15 protein-coding genes are annotated in these 16,725 nt (G+C 52.3%); 10 read left to right on the top strand and 5 right to left on the bottom strand.

Annotated elements, in window-relative coordinates; translation table 11 throughout:
* Window positions 1-45: 45 nt before the first annotated feature.
* A complete protein-coding gene (locus tag PMI41_RS19455; protein WP_008127720.1) occupies window positions 46-489 on the bottom strand; it encodes a carbon monoxide dehydrogenase subunit G in 444 nt (147 codons plus the stop codon).
* 156 nt (window positions 490-645) lie between these two features.
* On the opposite strand from PMI41_RS19455, the gene pgi reads away from it, so the two are divergent.
* The 5 genes from pgi (at window position 646) to PMI41_RS19430 (ending at window position 7,306) form a co-directional block, all read left to right on the top strand.
* A complete protein-coding gene (pgi, locus tag PMI41_RS19450) occupies window positions 646-2,298 on the top strand; it encodes a glucose-6-phosphate isomerase (RefSeq protein WP_008127718.1) in 1,653 nt (550 codons plus the stop codon).
* 42 nt (window positions 2,299-2,340) lie between these two features.
* A complete protein-coding gene (locus PMI41_RS19445) occupies window positions 2,341-3,393 on the top strand; it encodes a succinylglutamate desuccinylase/aspartoacylase family protein (protein WP_008127714.1) in 1,053 nt (350 codons plus the stop codon).
* A complete protein-coding gene (locus tag PMI41_RS19440; protein ID WP_008127713.1) occupies window positions 3,393-4,130 on the top strand; it encodes an HAD family hydrolase in 738 nt (245 codons plus the stop codon). The genes PMI41_RS19445 and PMI41_RS19440 overlap by 1 nt, the downstream gene beginning before the upstream one ends.
* Before the next feature lie 87 nt (window positions 4,131-4,217).
* Entirely contained in the window at window positions 4,218-5,207 is a 990-nt protein-coding gene (locus tag PMI41_RS19435) for a threonine/serine dehydratase (protein ID WP_008127711.1), read from the top strand.
* Window positions 5,208-5,323: 116 nt separating this feature from the next.
* A complete protein-coding gene (locus PMI41_RS19430; RefSeq protein WP_008127710.1) occupies window positions 5,324-7,306 on the top strand; it encodes a PhoX family phosphatase in 1,983 nt (660 codons plus the stop codon).
* An 82-nt stretch (window positions 7,307-7,388) separates the two neighbouring features.
* On the opposite strand, the gene PMI41_RS19425 is transcribed toward PMI41_RS19430, so the two are convergent.
* On the bottom strand, window positions 7,389-9,884 hold the full coding sequence (locus PMI41_RS19425; RefSeq protein WP_008127709.1) for a hypothetical protein: 2,496 nt from the start codon (window positions 9,882-9,884) through the stop codon (window positions 7,389-7,391).
* Window positions 9,885-10,050: 166 nt separating this feature from the next.
* Entirely contained in the window at window positions 10,051-10,599 is a 549-nt protein-coding gene (locus tag PMI41_RS19420) for a DUF2239 family protein (RefSeq protein ID WP_008127708.1), read from the bottom strand.
* A gap of 148 nt (window positions 10,600-10,747) precedes the next feature.
* On the opposite strand from PMI41_RS19420, the gene lepA reads away from it, so the two are divergent.
* The 4 genes from lepA (at window position 10,748) to PMI41_RS25295 (ending at window position 15,171) form a co-directional block, all read left to right on the top strand.
* Window positions 10,748-12,556, top strand: a complete 1,809-nt coding sequence (gene lepA / locus PMI41_RS19415; RefSeq protein WP_040856027.1) for a translation elongation factor 4 — start codon at window positions 10,748-10,750, stop codon at window positions 12,554-12,556.
* A 25-nt stretch (window positions 12,557-12,581) separates the two neighbouring features.
* On the top strand, window positions 12,582-12,848 hold the full coding sequence (locus PMI41_RS25115; RefSeq protein WP_157179447.1) for a hypothetical protein: 267 nt from the start codon (window positions 12,582-12,584) through the stop codon (window positions 12,846-12,848).
* A 127-nt stretch (window positions 12,849-12,975) separates the two neighbouring features.
* Window positions 12,976-14,880, top strand: coding sequence for an AAA family ATPase (locus tag PMI41_RS19410; RefSeq protein WP_008127706.1), 1,905 nt, complete (start codon window positions 12,976-12,978; stop codon window positions 14,878-14,880).
* A gap of 126 nt (window positions 14,881-15,006) precedes the next feature.
* Window positions 15,007-15,171, top strand: a complete 165-nt coding sequence (locus PMI41_RS25295) for a hypothetical protein (RefSeq protein WP_008127704.1) — start codon at window positions 15,007-15,009, stop codon at window positions 15,169-15,171.
* 176 nt (window positions 15,172-15,347) lie between these two features.
* Here PMI41_RS25295 and PMI41_RS19405 read toward each other — a convergent pair whose 3' ends face one another.
* The gene (locus PMI41_RS19405) at window positions 15,348-15,683 is read right to left on the bottom strand and encodes a helix-turn-helix transcriptional regulator (protein ID WP_008127703.1); all 336 of its coding nucleotides are present in this window, start codon (window positions 15,681-15,683) and stop codon (window positions 15,348-15,350) included.
* 81 nt (window positions 15,684-15,764) lie between these two features.
* Here PMI41_RS19405 and PMI41_RS19400 point away from each other — a divergent pair, with 81 nt between their 5' ends.
* Window positions 15,765-16,031 carry a hypothetical protein gene (locus tag PMI41_RS19400; protein ID WP_008127702.1) on the top strand — a complete coding sequence of 89 codons (267 nt, stop codon included), beginning with the start codon at window positions 15,765-15,767 and terminating at the stop codon, window positions 16,029-16,031.
* A 15-nt stretch (window positions 16,032-16,046) separates the two neighbouring features.
* On the opposite strand, the gene PMI41_RS19395 is transcribed toward PMI41_RS19400, so the two are convergent.
* Window positions 16,047-16,725, bottom strand: a 679-nt coding sequence (locus PMI41_RS19395) for a hypothetical protein (RefSeq protein ID WP_008127701.1), incomplete at its 5' end; no start/stop codon positions are given.

Here is a 16,725-nt window from a genome sequence, read left to right as displayed (position 1 = left end):
ACGGCTTTCCGCCATGAGCTGTGGAAATTGCGACAGTATCAATGGTTATAGGGCGGAAACCGCCTCATTGAATTTTTCAAAGAAGCGCGTGGCAATTTTACTCGCCGTTGAGGAGATCAGACGGCTGCCGAATTTTGCCACCTTGCCGCCGACTTCGGCATTCACTTTATAGACAAGGCGCGTCTCACCTCCATCCTCAATAAGCGATACATCTGCACCGCCCTTGGCTATGCCTGCTATGCTTCCCTTGCCCATGCAAGTGATCGTATAGGAAAACGGCGGATTGAGATTGCTCAAATAAATTGCGCCGCTGAAGCGCGGTTTGATGACGCCAAGGCGAACAGCAAGTGTTGCCTCCAGTTCCGTCTCGCTCACCCAGTCCAATTGTTCGCAACCGGGAATGCAAGCTTTCAGTATTTCGGGATCATTAAGGGCGCTCCAAACAATTGCACGGCTTGCGGCAATCCGTTCTTCACCCGTCAAATCCATCCTTGGCATCTCCCGATTCATTGCCGCATTTACAGCATATCAGTCACTTATCGCGGAAAGCCAAGATATTCCACCGTTGGTCGATTGAACTGAAGCCATTCTAGTGGCAGGTTCGCTCCACATTTTGCACAAGACCATCATTTCAGGAGACAGACTATGGCGTCAGAGCAAACGAACAGCATCAAGCGTTCGGTTCAGGCATTGAAAGCCCATTGGAAAAACGGTGCGCCCAAAAATATGCGCGAGGTATTTGCCGAGGATAAAAAGCGATATTCCCGTTATTCCTTGAGCCTTGATGATCTCTTGCTTGACTGGTCCAAATGTCACATCAATGACGAAACGCTTGCGCTCCTTGCTGATTTGGCCAAAGCGGCGAATGTTGAAGGCCGTCGTACGGCAATGTTTGCAGGGGAGCCGATCAACAATACGGAAGGGCGCGCGGTCCTCCATGTCGCATTGCGCAATCGCTCAGGCAAGGCCGTCAAGGTCGATGGGCAGGACGTCATGCCCGGTATCAAGGACGTGCTTGATCGTATGGCAGCCTTCGCAAACGGTATTCGTTCCGGTGAAATCAAAGGCGCAAAAAACAAACCAATCACGGATATCGTCAATATAGGAATTGGTGGCTCCGACCTCGGACCTGCCATGGCAACGCTGGCCTTGTCGCCATATCATGATGGACCGCGGGCACATTTTGTTTCCAATGTGGATGGTGCTGATATTGCTGACACTTTGGCGCGGCTGGATCCGGCGACAACCCTTTTCATCATCGCTTCCAAGACATTCACGACGATCGAAACAATCACCAACGCCAAAGCTGCCCGCAAATGGATTGCCGACGCGCTGGGCGAAAAGGCTGTGGGCAAGCATTTCGCAGCAGTCTCAACCGCTTTGGAAAAGGTCGATGCCTTCGGCATTCCTGCCGATCGCATTTTTGGTTTCTGGGATTGGGTTGGCGGTCGGTATTCCATCTGGTCCGCCATTGGCCTGCCATTGATGATTGCCATCGGCCCGGACGATTTCGGCCGGTTCCTCGATGGTGCACATGCTATGGACGAGCATTTCCGCAAGGCTGCGCTCTCAAAGAACCTGCCAATGATGCTTGGCCTTGTGGGGTATTGGCATCGTGCAATTTCCGGATATACCAGCCGAGCTGTGATCCCCTATGATCAGCGTCTCGCGCGCCTGCCTGCCTATCTGCAGCAGCTGGACATGGAGTCGAACGGCAAGGGCGTCACGGTTTATGGCAAACCCGTATCGGGCCCGACAGGACCTGTCGTCTGGGGCGAGCCCGGGACCAATGGCCAGCATGCTTTCTTCCAGCTGCTGCATCAGGGCACCGACACAATCCCTGTAGAGTTTATCGTAGCTGCCAATGGTCATGAATCTGATCTGGACAACCAGCATCAGATGTTGCTGGCAAATTGCCTGGCCCAGTCGGAAGCATTGATGAAGGGTCGCACACTGGAAGAGGCGAAGGCACAATTGACTGCCAAGAATTTGCCGAAGTCAGAGGTCAATCGTATAGCGCCACATCGCGTATTCACCGGCAACCGTCCTTCGATAACGATCATCCACGACAAGCTTGATCCCTATACGCTTGGTCGCCTCATAGCGCTTTATGAACACCGCGTTTTTGTTGAAGCGCAGCTCTACGGGATCAATGCGTTTGATCAATGGGGCGTTGAACTGGGCAAGGAACTGGCAACCGAGCTTCTTCCTGTCGTCTCAGGCGAAGCGAGCGCAAAGGACAAAGACGCGTCCACGCAAGGACTTGTCGCGCACCTGCGCAAGCGCCGCGCCAAATAAAGATAGACTTACAAGAAACGGCCAATAGGTAGGAATAACAGGATGAAGACCGAGACAATACAGCTGGCCGGTGATGTACCGGGCAACAGCATCGAACTGCGCGTGTTGCGTTTTGAGGGCAAGGACAGCCAGGCAAAAACTGCTTATCTGCAATCCTCGCTGCACGGTTCGGAATTGCCCGGTCAGGCTGCACTGCATTTCCTTGTTCCAATGCTTGAGCAGGCCGCCAAAGAAGGTCGTATCGCCGGTAACATTACAGTTGTTCCGCAGGCCAATCCCATTGCTTCCGGGCAATGGCTCGCTCATCAGCATCTTGGCCGCTTCGAGTTTTTCTCCAGCACAAACTTCAACCGTTCTTTCCCGCTGCTGGAGAATTTTGATACTTCATCGCTGCCAACCATTGATGGGTCGAAGCCGCTTGCTGAACGCTTGAAAGCCCAGCTTCTGCGCCTCGCACTTCCGCATGAGATTGTTCTTGACCTGCATTGTGACGATGAGAGCGAAAGCTACCTCTATATCCACCAGGTTTTCCTACCGGAAATGTATGATCTTGCTTCTGCCCTCGGCTCAACAGCCATCCTTTCATGGGACAGCACTGCCGATGCGGCATTCGAAGAGGCCTGCGCGCACCCTGTGCTGCAACTGCCAAAAGCCGGGCAGAAAGACCGAGCAGTCACCACTGTGGAATTTCGTGGCCTCGGTGATGTAAACATTGATACCGGAAAATCGGATGCGGAAGGCCTCTACAAGTTCCTCGTTCATCGCGGTGTGATCATAGATACGAATGTCACGCTGACAGTTGATTTCAGTGGTCCTGTTACGCCACTTGAAAATGTTGAGATGATCCGTGCACCGCTGGGCGGCATGATCCTCTTCCATGTTGATATCGGAGCGGAAGTAAAGGCAGGCGACAAGCTTGTTACCGTTGTGACCATTCCCGGCGATCCGACCGGAGATATAACACTGACAGCGCCGCAGGCCGGCCGGATACTCACCCGTCGCGGCCATCGTTATACCCGCCGGGGCGACGACTTGCTGAAACTGCTCGGTAGCAGACGCTCGGAAAACGCCAAGCCGGGCTCGCTGGAATCCTGATGCGTACGGTGCAGTCTGGCGAGATACGTGGCATTCTGTTCGACAAGGATGGTACGCTTGTCGATTTCAACAAAACCTGGTTCGGCATTACCATGGAACTGGCGCAAATGGCCGCCAAAGGAGATGAGACAAGAGCGAAAGCTTTGGTTGAGGCCGGGGGATATGATTGGGAAATGCAAAAGTTCCGGGGAGGCTCGGTTGTGGCCGCCGGAACGATCAATGATGTCGTCGATCTATGGCATCCGGAACTGACTTTGGAAGAAAAACGCGAACGAATTCGCGACTACGACAATTATACCGTGCAGGAAGGTTCCCGGCGCGCCGTTGGCGTCGATGGACTGCACGCAACGCTAGAATTGCTGGTCGCGCAAGGTTTCGTCCTTGGCATTGCGACCAATGATTCAGAGGCGGGTGCGCGTGCTACGGCTGAGGCATTGGGGCTTTCATCCCTGTTCGCGGTCATGATTGGCTATGACTCTGTGGCCCGTGCAAAACCGCATGCTGACCAACTGCATCTTTTTGCGTCGAAAACGGGCCTGCCGGTCGAATCTGTTGCCATGGTGGGCGATAACTCCCATGATCTGGAAATGGCCCATGCTGCCGGGGCGGGTCTGGCAATCGGCGTTTTATCCGGAAACAGCACGTTGGACGATCTTGCCCATCTCAGCGATGCCATTCTCGGATCGATTGCGGAATTGCCGGAATTTCTGGAGAAGCGTGCCAAATCTACTCCTTAGGTGGATTGATACGATGACAATGATTTGGATGTCTGCGGCATTGTAGAATGCTATCGACTGGATATCTGGATTGCAGGAGACGGACTCATGGATCATCAGGATTTTGCCGCAGGGATTGCCGATATCGAGGCTGCTGCGCGGCGATTGTCGGGCCAACTTGTGCCGACACGTTTGATGGAATCGGAGATTCTCAACGACCGCTACAAGGCACGAATTCTGTTCAAGCCGGAATGCCTGCAACGAACCGGATCATTCAAGTTTCGCGGCGCATATAATCGTATCACCCAGTTCACCGCAGAAGAGCGAAAGCGGGGCATCGTGGCGTTTTCCTCCGGAAATCACGCGCAGGGTGTTGCAAGCTCGGCTCGCATATTCGGCATCAAAGCTGTCATTGTCATGCCAAAAGATGCACCGCAGGTAAAGATCGACAATACGCGGGCCTATGGTGCGGAAGTGGTGTTCTTTGATCGTTACACGGAAAGCCGCGATGTGATCGCAGCACCCTTCATAGAAGAACGCGGCATGGTCTTGGTGCCACCTTATGATGATCCATCCATTATTGCGGGGCAGGGCACGATTGGTCTCGAACTTGCTGACGAGGCCAAGGAACGGGGAATAGTCCTTGATGATGTTTTTGTTCCCAGCGGTGGCGGTGGTCTCATCAGTGGTGTCTCAATTGCGGTAAAGGCGCGCTCGCCGCAAACACGCATTTGGGGTGTAGAGCCTGAAAACTTTGATGATCTGCGCCGTTCGCTGGTTGCAGGGCACATTCTGAGCAACGAAGCGGGGCATCGTTCAATCTGTGATGCCATTCTTACCGCCCAACCGGGTGATCTGACATTTCCTATCAACAGGCAAAATCTTGCTGGTGGTATTGCCGTTCCGGATGCCGCCGTTCGCAGCGCCATGCGCGCCGCCGCCAGTTATCTGAAGCTGGTGGTTGAGCCCGGCGGCTCAGTCGGCCTTGCTGCACTTGAATCCGGCGAAGTGAATATTGAGGGAAAGACCGTTGCCGTGGTTCTATCGGGTGGCAATGTCGATCTGGACTCTTATGCCAAGTTGATCGCAGCTACTTAGACCATCGTTGCAAGTGGGTAAAAGCTGCACTTTTGTCATCAGTTTGTTACGCTTAACTTCTAGCCATTCTGGAACGGTTCTAATCCGCAACCCAGCCAGATAGCCAGAGGTCCGACATGAATGATCAAACTCCCGTTTTCAGAACAAGTCAGCTTGAGGAAAATGAAGGTCCGGGTCACAATCCGACGGACAATCCTACAATGGGTGAACTCATTGCGGCTCGTTTCTCACGCCGCGGCTTTCTGAAAGGCTCTCTGGCCGTATCTGCCATCGCCGCAACTGTCAGCCCCATGGCGTTGATGCTGGCAGACGATGCGCGGGCTGAAACCAAATCCGCCTTCAGCTTTGAAGAAGTGGAAGTTGGTATTGATGAAAAGCATCACGTGGCTGCTGGTTATGATGCAGATGTGCTTTTGCGTTGGGGTGACGGAATTTTCGCGGATTCGCCGGAATTTGATCCAAGAAACCAGACGCCGGAATCTCAGGCCAAGCAGTTTGGCTATAATAATGATTACGTCGGCTACATTCCGCTAGACGGTTCCTCGGAACATGGGCTGCTGGTCGTCAATCACGAATACACGAATGAACATTTGATGTTCCCCGGTATCGTCAAGGTGGCGGACGGCAAGATTGAAGTCTCCCCTGCAGACAAAAACCGTGTTGATATCGAAATGGCTGCTCATGGTGGTAGCGTGGTGGAGATACGCAAGACCGAGGGCAAATGGCAGGTCGTCAAGGACGGCAAACTCAATCGCCGCATTACTGCCAATACGCAAATGCAGTTGTCCGGACCCGTTGCCGGTCATGATCGTGTCAAAACGAATGCCGACAGTTCAGGCACAAAGGTCTTCGGCATGATCAATAACTGCTCCGGCGGTGTTACTCCTTGGGGCACCTATGTTTCGGGTGAAGAAAACATTCACGGCTACTTCCTTGGAAAACTCCCGGAAGACAGCAAGGAAGCGGCCAATTACAAGCGCATGGGAATACCAGAGGGCGTTTATGATTGGGGCAATTTTCATGATCGCTTCGATGTCTCCAAGGATCCGAATGAAGCCAACCGGTTTGGCTGGGTTGTTGAAATCGATGTAAACGATCCCAATTCAATCCCGAAGAAGCGCACTGCGCTTGGCCGCTTCAAGCATGAAGGTGCCGATTCCATTGTTGCCAAAGATGGTCGCGTTGTTTTCTATCTCGGCGACGATGAGCGTTTCGACTATGTTTACAAGTTCGTCACTGCCGGGAAATTCAATCCTGATGACCGCGCCGCAAATCTTGACCTTCTTGATGAGGGCACGCTTTACGTGGCCAAATTTGACGTGGACGGCACCATTGCTTGGCTGCCGGTCGTATTTGGTGAGGGGCCTCTGACGGAAGCCAACGGTTTTCACAGCCAGGCTGATGTTCTTATCGAGACGCGCCGCGCCGGGGACCTGCTTGGGGCAACCAAGATGGACCGCCCCGAGGATATTGGGCCAAACGGTGTGAATGGTAAGGTCTATGTCATGTTGACCAACAACACCAAGCGCAAGGATGATCAGGTTGATGCTGCCAATCCGCGCGCTAAGAACGCGTTTGGCCATATTGTCGAGATTGCCGAAGAGGACGGCAATTTTGCCGCGACCAAAGGCAAATGGGAAATATTGCTCAAGTGCGGCGATCCTGCTGTCGCGGATGTTGGCGCATCATTTTCCACGGATACGACCAAAAATGGCTGGTTCGGTATGCCGGACAATTGCGCGGTCGATGCGGACGGACGGCTGTGGGTTTCCACCGACGGTAATTCGCCCAAGGACACAGGGCGTACGGATGGACTTTGGGCCGTGGATACGGAAGGCGCTGCCCGCGCCACATCAAAACTATTCTTCCGTGTGCCGGTCGGCGCTGAAATGTGCGGTCCGCTGATGCTGCCTGATATGGCAACCATGATGGTTGCTGTTCAGCATCCGGGAGACGGCGGCGAAGATTGGGAAGGCTTTGGTCGTCCATCTTACTACGAAGACCTGTCGACTCGCTGGCCGGACTTCAAAGATGATATGCCTGTCCGCCCGGCGGTGGTCGCAATCACCAAAAAGGGCGGTGGCAAGATCGGAGTGTAATTAAGACAATAGCATCAAAAAAGTCCGGCTCTGAAATGTTTCAGAGCCGGACGCTTGTAGACAACCTTATGCTTTGCTGTTGTTATTTTTTGGCAGCGACCAATCGAGGCCCAAACTTATCCCGCCCAAATGTCTGGAACTGGATATCCGCAAGAGCAACTTTGCCACTCTCTTTCGGGAAAGTCAGTTTGAGTTCTTTCAGTTGCGTTGTGTCCACGCCCACAAAAGCCTTGAGCGGTATCGCCACCATGTTGAGCAGCATTTTTGTCTGACCGCTTGAGTAAGGCTTGTCGATCGGGTCATCGATCAAGGGGCGCCCTTCGGCTTTCGTCCTTGGCGCATTGTAAACTGCACCGCTGAATTCACTGGCTTCAATCGTTGCTTCCTTACCGGCACTGTCGGTAAGTGTTACCAAAACTTCCTGCCCCATCGGACGCACAACTGCTAAACGGAAGCTCAATGTATCATGTGAGTCCGCCGAAGTGCCAAGTAGATCGTTCGTAATGGTTGCACCGGCTTTGGTCCACGATAGCTCGGCGTGTTCTGCTATGGATCGTAAGCCGGAACCACCCCAGGGCTCAAACTCAAAATCCGAGATGCGGGAGCGTGAGCAAATACCGGCTGTCATCGCCCCACTGGGCATTTCACATGTGGCAGTCTTGTCGAACCCGGAATAAGTGACCGCGCCGCCTAGCAAGTTAACTTTATCGCTGTTTGCCATTGTAAAATATTGGATCGGCTTTCGCTGGCTTTCATTCTTCTGGATTGTCAGTGCAACGCGTTCATCGCACGGGCCACGTCCAAATGGGCAGGCTGCATCCGGCAGTCTTGCCATGCCCTTCCACCAGCTTGCGAATTTTTCTTCCCCACCCACATGATAGCGCATAAACGAGTTGATCAGGAATAAGCCGTCACGGCGCTGGTCATCTGCAGCTACCCGGATTGAATCGTATCTGTTTGTCAAGCAGTGATCCGGCCCTTTACCTAGACGGAAATCATCCTGAGCCCAGATCGTATTATAGAAGTTATGATTTGAGCCATGGACAGTTATTTGATAGCGGGGTGCTTTGTCGCCTTTCCCGCCGTATCTGTTATGATCAAAAGAAACCGCTCCCTGAAGGTTGAGCATGTCGCCATCGCAGGTGGGTAGTAAGACACCCAGAGGAACGTTATTCAGATCTGTATTGCCTCCGAAATCTGTAGGTGCCAGCAAAAAGGCAGCCTTGAAATCATAAGGTGAAGCCACGCCACCGCCTTCGGCATAAAAAATATTGTACTTATTAATGGCCGCCGCGAATTTTGGCTCATCCAGGCTTGCTTTTGTAGTAGTGGTTGCCGCTGCAAAGCTGTCGCCAAGATCAGGATACTCAGTGCTGAAGCGGTCTGGGTCAAACAACAATGCAGTAACTAAGCCTGCGTAGCTTGCACCGCGCCGACTTTTATTGAACTTGATTGTGTTGGCTATTCCTTGGCCTCCGCGTGAGTGGCCCATAATACCGATATGATCAAAATCGATTTTACCGCGGAGTATGTTTAAGGCGCCCGGATTGCCGTTTTTGTCGACTTGTCCGTGTTCATTAATTTGCTTTAAGCGATCCAAGGTTCCCAACACAAGTTGGGCGCGAGACTCACTTGATGAATCCCCGCCATGGTAACCTGGAGCAGTTACTAGCTCGCCATTTACTGCATTTGCGTCAATTGAAAGTACAATATATCCGTGTGATGCAAGGTTCTCAGCAAGGTAATCATATCCGTGAAAGTTGGTGACGTATGGATCATGCTGTCCGTGTAAGAATACAATAAGGGGATATTGATTGGGGGTAATTGGGGAGACGGACTGGAGAGGATAGCGTAGCCAACCCCTGATAGGAGTAATAATAACGTTGCTCTTGGCGAAACTGGTGGAATCAACGCCTACGGTGGCAATGAGGTTGCCCAGATTATACTCGTAAGCTGGTGAGGACCAGAATGTTGGGTCTTCAATTGTATCGGGAGCGGTTGTGATAAAACGCGTGGCCTTTACCGTTTCTGCAGCTAGCACTGGCGCGCCATCCTGCTTGTTTGCAGTCAGCTTGCCGCCATTGATTATGAGGAGCGGGTCTGTGGCTGCAATATTGTCCTTGGGCACGGTTATCGTGGCAGTGCTTTGAGACTCAACAAGCGGGGTTGGATTGCTGGTACTTTTGGTTGAAGTTGGTGCTGCAGGTTCCGTTACGATAGTTTGAGGAAAGGTTCCTGTGTGCGGCTCTGCTGTGCGAGCCTCTGTTTGAGTGTTATTGTTTGTCGGAGCCGTCGGCACTGTAGTTGTGACCGCAGGAACAGATGTCTGCGTGTTGGGGACGGGTTGCGGCGTCACTGCAGATCTTGTGCCAGGAACGACGGTTACAGTTCCAATCACAGGCTCTTCCGAACTGCCTGTTGAGACAGGAGGCGTGACAACCGCTTCTGCCACTACCGTTGAAAACGTTGAAACTGCCTCGACGGCCGTATCCTCTTTGTCTTTGCAGCCTGCTAAAAAAGCAGTCAGTATCGTTGCTACGCACAAATTTAGTGCAGATCGTTTTATCCGTTTCGTCATTCAAATACTCCTGGCGTGGCAATAGCGCCTGAAAACACGCAAAATATTGATGGCTTCCGCGAGGTGACCCTGTAAAAACGGGGGTGCCGCTCGCGGAATAACAAAAACAACGTTGCAAAGTCCGTGCCAGAAAGCCGGGGATCCGTCTAAGGTATAATATTGGTGCTCAATCCGGCCAGTCGAACGCCGGTTCACTCAAATGCCGGGCATGGTCGCGGATATCCTGCGGCCAGCCGTCGGTCAGTTCGATGAAGCGCTGGTAGTTTCCCGCATAAAGCGCGCGCGTCGCATCTTCATAATGCGGCTGATTGCCCGCCATTGCCAGCATGAAACGGTCGGCGCTTTCCTGCGCCTGCCGCTTCTGTTCGCGTCCGCCATTCGCTGTCCGCGCCGCATCCACCAGTTTGCGCAACGTAACGGAAGCGCCGCCCGGTTGCTCTGCCAGCCAGTCCCAGTGTCGCGGCAATAGCGTCACCTCGCGTGCCGTCACGCCAAGCTTTGGGCGGCCCGGCTTGCGCGGTTCACTATTGTCCAGCCGCGCCAAGATTTCCGCATCGCTACCGCGCAGGTCAAATTCTGTCTGTCTGCCCGTCATATTGTCGAATATGAGGATCGTCTCGCCATTATCTTCCAGTCGCTTGACCGTAAGGGCCACTTCCGCTGGCGTTCCGTCGATGATTTTTCTGTTGCCCTGAAAGGCTGTTACTTTGTCCATGATTTCCATCCATCGCTGAAACTTGAGTATGGATTTACCCGGGTAAAATGTGTGCGTCAATATACCCGGGTAAAATTATTCGCGATGAATATCACGCTGCTCTGCCGTCGCCCTTCCAAATCGCCTGAAAATGCTCTATGTGGCGCGCATGAGCACTCCACTAGATCACATTCGTAATTTCTCCATCGTCGCGCATATCGACCATGGCAAATCCACCCTTGCCGACCGCCTGATCCAATCGACCGGCGGACTGGAGCTTCGCGACATGAAGGAGCAGGTGCTCGACTCGATGGATATCGAGCGCGAGCGCGGCATCACCATCAAGGCGCAGACTGTCCGGCTGCACTACAAGGCCAATGATGGCGAGACCTATGTCCTCAACCTGATCGACACGCCCGGCCATGTCGACTTTGCCTATGAGGTGTCGCGTTCGCTGTCGGCCTGCGAAGGCTCGCTGCTGGTGGTCGATGCCTCTCAGGGCGTCGAGGCGCAGACGCTGGCCAATGTCTATCAGGCTATCGACAACAACCACGAAATCGTTGTGGTGCTGAACAAGGTCGATCTTCCCGCCGCCGAGCCCGAGCGTATCCGCGAGCAGGTGGAAGACGTCATCGGCATTGATGCCAGCGAGGCTGTGCTGATTTCGGCCAAGACCGGCCTTGGCATTCCGGATGTGCTGGAAGCCATCGTCAAGCAGTTGCCGCCGCCGCGCGAAGGTGATCGCACCAAGCCGCTGAAGGCCATGCTGGTTGACAGCTGGTACGATACCTATCTCGGCGTCATCGTGCTTGTGCGCATCATTGATGGCGTGCTCAAGAAGGGCCAGACCATCCGCATGATGGGCACTGGCGCGAAATATCCGGTCGAGCGCACCGGCGTGTTCACGCCGAAGATGGTCGCTGTCGATGAGTTGGGGCCGGGCGAATTCGGCTTTATCACTGCGTCGATCAAGGAAGTCGCCGACACCCGCGTCGGCGATACCATCACCGAAGACAAGCGGCCGACCGATACCATCCTGCCGGGCTTCAAGCCTGCGCAACCTGTGGTGTTCTGTGGCCTCTTCCCCGTCGATGCGGCGGATTTCGAAGATCTGCGCGCTGCCATGGGCCGCCTGCGCCTCAATGATGCGTCGTTCTCGTTCGAGATGGAAAGCTCTGCCGCGCTGGGCTTCGGCTTCCGTTGCGGCTTCCTCGGGCTGCTGCATCTGGAAATCATTCAGGAACGGCTTGAGCGCGAGTTCAATCTCGATCTCATCGCCACCGCGCCAAGCGTTGTCTACAAGCTCAACATGACCGACGGCACGCAGCGCGAGTTGCACAACCCTGCCGACATGCCGGAAGTGATGAAGATCGCCACCATCGAGGAGCCTTGGATCAGGGCAACCATCCTCACCCCCGATGATTATCTCGGCTCGATCCTCAAACTGTGTCAGGACCGCCGCGGCATCCAGATCGATCTCAACTATGTCGGCAAGCGCGCTATGGTCACCTACGACCTGCCGCTCAACGAAGTCGTGTTCGATTTCTACGACCGCCTGAAATCGATCAGCCAGGGCTATGCCTCGTTCGATTATCACCTGTCGGATTACCGCGAAGGCAATCTGGTCAAGATGTCCGTGCTGGTGAATGGCGAGCCTGTGGATGCGCTGTCGATGATGGTACACCGCGCCGCTGCTGAAAAGCGCGGGCGTGACCTTTGCGAAAAGCTGAAGGACCTTATCCCCAAGCACATGTTCAAGATCCCGATTCAGGCAGCCATTGGCGGCACGGTGATCGCGCGCGAAACCATCTCGGCCCTGCGTAAGGACGTGACGGCAAAGTGCTATGGCGGCGACGTCTCGCGCAAGCGCAAGCTTCTGGAAAAGCAGAAGGAAGGCAAGAAGCGCATGCGGCAGTTCGGCAAGGTCGAAATTCCGCAGGAAGCCTTCATTCAGGCGCTGAAGATGAGCGATAACTAAAATTGTGGCTGATGGTGGAACCGCATTGTCGGGAACACGCTGCGCCAGACAAAGCCGGATAGCGGCTCCCCGTTATCTGCGTGCTATGCGCGCCGCTTTGCTCGCACACAGGCTTCCACGCCTATTATCCGGGTTTCTTCTCTGCGGGCTTGTACTGTGCAGCGCCTCTGCATGCACCACCAGTACACCGCGCCCTGCACCTGCGCCGGTCATCATCGACCCGCAACGCCCCGAACCTGCCACCCCAGGGATCAAACCTCTGACGGTCGAGCAGGAGGAATGGGTGGGATAATTTGCACGGAGAGCAAAATTATTCTTGCTCGGGCAAGCTATAATTGTACTCGTAAATGATACTTATATATTTACATAATGAGTATTATGGTTGTTCTATGGGGGTATATTCTTTTCCGGAGAAAAACGTGAGAATTGTCAAGTTTGATATAAGAAACTTCAAGGGTATAGCCCATACTTCGATTGATTTAAGTAATGGCACCCCCGGTAACGTTACAACTTTAGTCGGACTGAATGAGAGCGGCAAAACAACAATTCTAGAGGCTCTGTCCCATTTCGTGACGGAGGATAAGATTACAGCCAATCTGGTTGAAACAGTTTATAAAAAGACTTCATTACAGAACATTATTCCGAAAGAACAAAAGTCCGCCTTTACTGGCCATATTAAGATTGAAGCTACGGTTGAGATTGACGATAGTGATATAGAGGCACTTGCGGAAGAATTTCTATCTAAGGAAGGGTTTATAATCGATAAGGATGCGATCCCGAGAAAATTCGCTGTAACTCGCGACTACGAGTTTCAAGATAGTAGTTTTAAGGATTCCAGCAAGCTCTGGCGAATAAAATTCTTGCTGAAGAAAAAAGGAAATAAGAAGTATAAAAGTTTTGGTGGGTTCGTAACGGATGAAAAGAATGATGTAGAGATCTGGAGGGTCGGAATTCAATTTTTGGGTGAGCGTATACCGAAGATTATTTACTTCCCAACGTTCCTTTTTGATTTTCCCGACAGAATATACATTGAAAACTCTGGGGAGACGAATGAAGAAAAGACTAGTGCGTATTACACGCAAGTCATCCAAGACGTGTTAGACAGTCAAGGCAAAGACTTAACTATTCAAAAACACATAATTGATCGGATCAATCGTTCAAAAGAGCATCATTCGGTAGCTGCAACTTTTATGCCGTACCTATTTGGCCGCGATGAGAAAAAGCAAATTGATGCGGTTCTTCAACAGGCCTCGACCGAAATGAGCAGGGTAATCTTTGGTTCGTGGAATCAGATACTTGGTAGGAATGTTACTGGGAAACGTGTTCAAATCGACTGGCTTTTGGACACCGAACGTAACAATGCACCTTATCTTGAGGTGTCAATTATTGACGGTCAGTCCAAGTACTCGCTTTCCGAATGTTCATTGGGGTTTCGTTGGTTTTTTTCATTTTTGCTTTTCACACAATTTCGCCGCAATCGGAAAGATGGTGGCGCTACGATTTTCTTATTTGATGAACCTGCTGCCAATCTTCACTCAAAGGCACAAATAAAACTTCTTGAAAGTTTCGCCGGTATTGCGGGCGGTTCCGTTCAAGTAATTTACTCAACTCATTCTCACTATATGATCAACCCGACTTGGCTGGAAAGAGCCTACATTGTCGAAAATAAAGCGACAAATTATGAAAATGAAGACCAAATAGATATGGTTATGAAGCGCGAAACCGATATTAAGGCAGTCAAATACAAGACCTTTGTTGGTTCTTACCCCACAAAAACCACATACTTTCAGCCGGTTCTTGATGCGTTAGATATACCCTTTAGCCCCCTGATAAGATCGGCTCGCGCCCTAATTATTGAAGGAAAGTTCGATTACCATCCATTTGTTTACTTGCGTCGTGACCTTTCTTGTTCTCAAGATAGTCCCGAAATGTTCCCGGCAAATGGTGCCGGTAGCATAGGCTCCTTGATCAGCCTTTTTCGAGGATGGGGAGTGGAGTTCCGTATCATTCTCGATGATGATAATGCGGGCCGGGAAGGCAAGAAAAGGTATATTGAGGAATACTTGCTAACTGAGAATCAGGTTGTAACGCTGGGGGATATTTCTTCAGGACTGAGAGGAAAATCTTTTGAAGCCGTGTATAAGGATGATGTGAAAGAAGCTGTTAGACGTATGTTTGGGGTGAAAACAATTCAAAAGAAGCACTATTCGCTTCTTTTTCAACAACTACTAAATGAAAAGAACAACGCAGATTTAAATCAGACCAAGGAGTCATTCAGAGAAATCTCTAACTGGATAGACAGCGAATTTGGTGTGTTATCTTAACCGAAGTTACATTCTAATTTTTCTGATTTCTAAATTAAACATATCTCCTATGCCAATATTGCACTGCAATATCCGACCCTCTGCGCATATCCTATAACGAACCAAACATCGCCATAGGATCGGGCCATGAGTTTTATCTTTGATTTTGCCACACGCGGGCGTCGCCGTAATGATGCGGATTATCGCAATGCGCTGGCTTTGCTTAACAGCATGAGCGCCGCAGACCGTGCCGATATCGGCATCAAGCAGGCGGATTTCAGCCGCATTGCCCGCGAGATGACCCGCCGCTGATCTGTCTTGATGGCAGTGCTGTTGTGCGTGGTTCGACAAGCTCACCATGAGGAAGGTGGTAAGCCGCACGTTGACCTCCCGTCAGCATAACGCAGCGCGGCTCGTGCAAATAGCAAACCTTCCTCATGGTGAGCTTGTCGAACCACGCATTTCGTTACTGCAATAAGCTTGGATACTCACTCCGGGCTGGTGTGGCGTTTGTCCGCCAACGCCTCGACCATGATGGCGACCCGCTCCAAATCTTCCGCTGAAAGCACGCTGATTGCAGCGCGAATTCTCTGCTGTGCAAGGGGTTCGGAATCCGGATCGTCGGTGCCGAGCGATAGCAGTTTGTCGGGCGTTGTTTGCAAGACCACTGCTATTCTTACGAGTGTTGCCAGATCGGGTTCGCGTCGGCCAGTTACATAATTGCTATAGCGTCGTTCGCTTAACCCGGCTCGGCGAGCAACATCTGCTTGGCTGATACCAAGTTCTTTGGTTCGCGATTTGAGGTTTAATGCAAATGATTCCATGGGAACAATTTGTTCTGGCAAAAACCACAGGTCGATCTACAATATGGCGATTAATAGTCGCCAAATTGTGGAGATATCTGCATGTTAATTGTCATTTTGAATTGGTCTCTCATTTGCATTTGCACGGCCCCGATTTGGGGCACCTTGCTGTTTCATATCTGGGAGCAGTTCATAAAGCCGCGATTTGTCCCACAGGCTGAAATTGCCCGCATGGCGAGACAGCTTGTCATTGAATATGGCCCCGATTGCGAAGAGAGGGCTGTCACCGAAGAACACTATGCGTGGCATCGCGGCGATAGCTATCAACAGGCGCTCTGGCGGCGGGTCCGTCTCGAATTAGATAAGTAGGGTTGCCGTGTGAGGCTACACGTGGCTGAACTCCATCACCCAATTGGTTTCCCATGTTTCGCCGCCATCCTTGGAAAAGGCCTGCTCCCAAAGTGGAGATTTGGGCGAGGGGGTCCATAGGAAACGCACACGCACCGGCGTGCCATTATCGGTGTCGTTGCCGTAGAACACGCCTTTGCCACCCTCAAAATGGCCGATGACAGGCGGAAACAGATAGTTGCTGCGGCTGTCAGCCCAGTGCAACGACCATGATCCATCGCGCGGGTTGAACAGCCGCAGGGTTATGCCGGAAAAGCCTTGGGAGGGCATATCCATTTCTTCAAGATTGGCGGTGTCGTTGAGAAGCTTGCGCACGGTGGAAGTGGCGTGAAACTCATCCCAGATATGGCAGCCGACAAATCGTTCCTTCAGCCGAAGATTGCGGATTTTCCAATCGCCAACGAGGAAATCAAAATCCGTTGCACTGCCGGTAATATGCGGTGATCCGTCCATGGCCATCCCCTGTGTTGGGTGGGTTATAGCGCATGGCTCCTGACAACCTTCTGTCAGGAGGGTGGCAGGTGACGGCAATAGTGTCGTGCGTGGTTCGCCCTTCGACAAGCTCAGGACGCTCACCATGAGGAAAGTGAGCGGGTTGCATGGCCATTGTTCGAGATCAGTCTCCCTGCCGAACACCACCTTCCTCATGGTGAGC

Source organism: Phyllobacterium sp. YR531 (assembly GCF_000282595.1).
Taxonomy (GTDB): domain Bacteria; phylum Pseudomonadota; class Alphaproteobacteria; order Rhizobiales; family Rhizobiaceae; genus Phyllobacterium.
Note: the sequence above shows the minus strand (reverse complement) of the source record. Positions and strands in the feature narration are given on the sequence as shown.

Coding starts and splice junctions, on each gene's coding strand:
- PMI41_RS19455 (WP_008127720.1), bottom strand. CDS start 489: ATGGATTTGACGGGTGAAGAACGGATTGCCGCAAGCCGTGCAATTGTT.
- pgi (WP_008127718.1), top strand. CDS start 646: ATGGCGTCAGAGCAAACGAACAGCATCAAGCGTTCGGTTCAGGCATTG.
- PMI41_RS19445 (WP_008127714.1), top strand. CDS start 2,341: ATGAAGACCGAGACAATACAGCTGGCCGGTGATGTACCGGGCAACAGC.
- PMI41_RS19440 (WP_008127713.1), top strand. CDS start 3,393: ATGCGTACGGTGCAGTCTGGCGAGATACGTGGCATTCTGTTCGACAAG.
- PMI41_RS19435 (WP_008127711.1), top strand. CDS start 4,218: ATGGATCATCAGGATTTTGCCGCAGGGATTGCCGATATCGAGGCTGCT.
- PMI41_RS19430 (WP_008127710.1), top strand. CDS start 5,324: ATGAATGATCAAACTCCCGTTTTCAGAACAAGTCAGCTTGAGGAAAAT.
- PMI41_RS19425 (WP_008127709.1), bottom strand. CDS start 9,884: ATGACGAAACGGATAAAACGATCTGCACTAAATTTGTGCGTAGCAACG.
- PMI41_RS19420 (WP_008127708.1), bottom strand. CDS start 10,599: ATGGACAAAGTAACAGCCTTTCAGGGCAACAGAAAAATCATCGACGGA.
- lepA (WP_040856027.1), top strand. CDS start 10,748: ATGAGCACTCCACTAGATCACATTCGTAATTTCTCCATCGTCGCGCAT.
- PMI41_RS25295 (WP_008127704.1), top strand. CDS start 15,007: ATGAGTTTTATCTTTGATTTTGCCACACGCGGGCGTCGCCGTAATGAT.
- PMI41_RS19405 (WP_008127703.1), bottom strand. CDS start 15,683: ATGGAATCATTTGCATTAAACCTCAAATCGCGAACCAAAGAACTTGGT.
- PMI41_RS19400 (WP_008127702.1), top strand. CDS start 15,765: ATGTTAATTGTCATTTTGAATTGGTCTCTCATTTGCATTTGCACGGCC.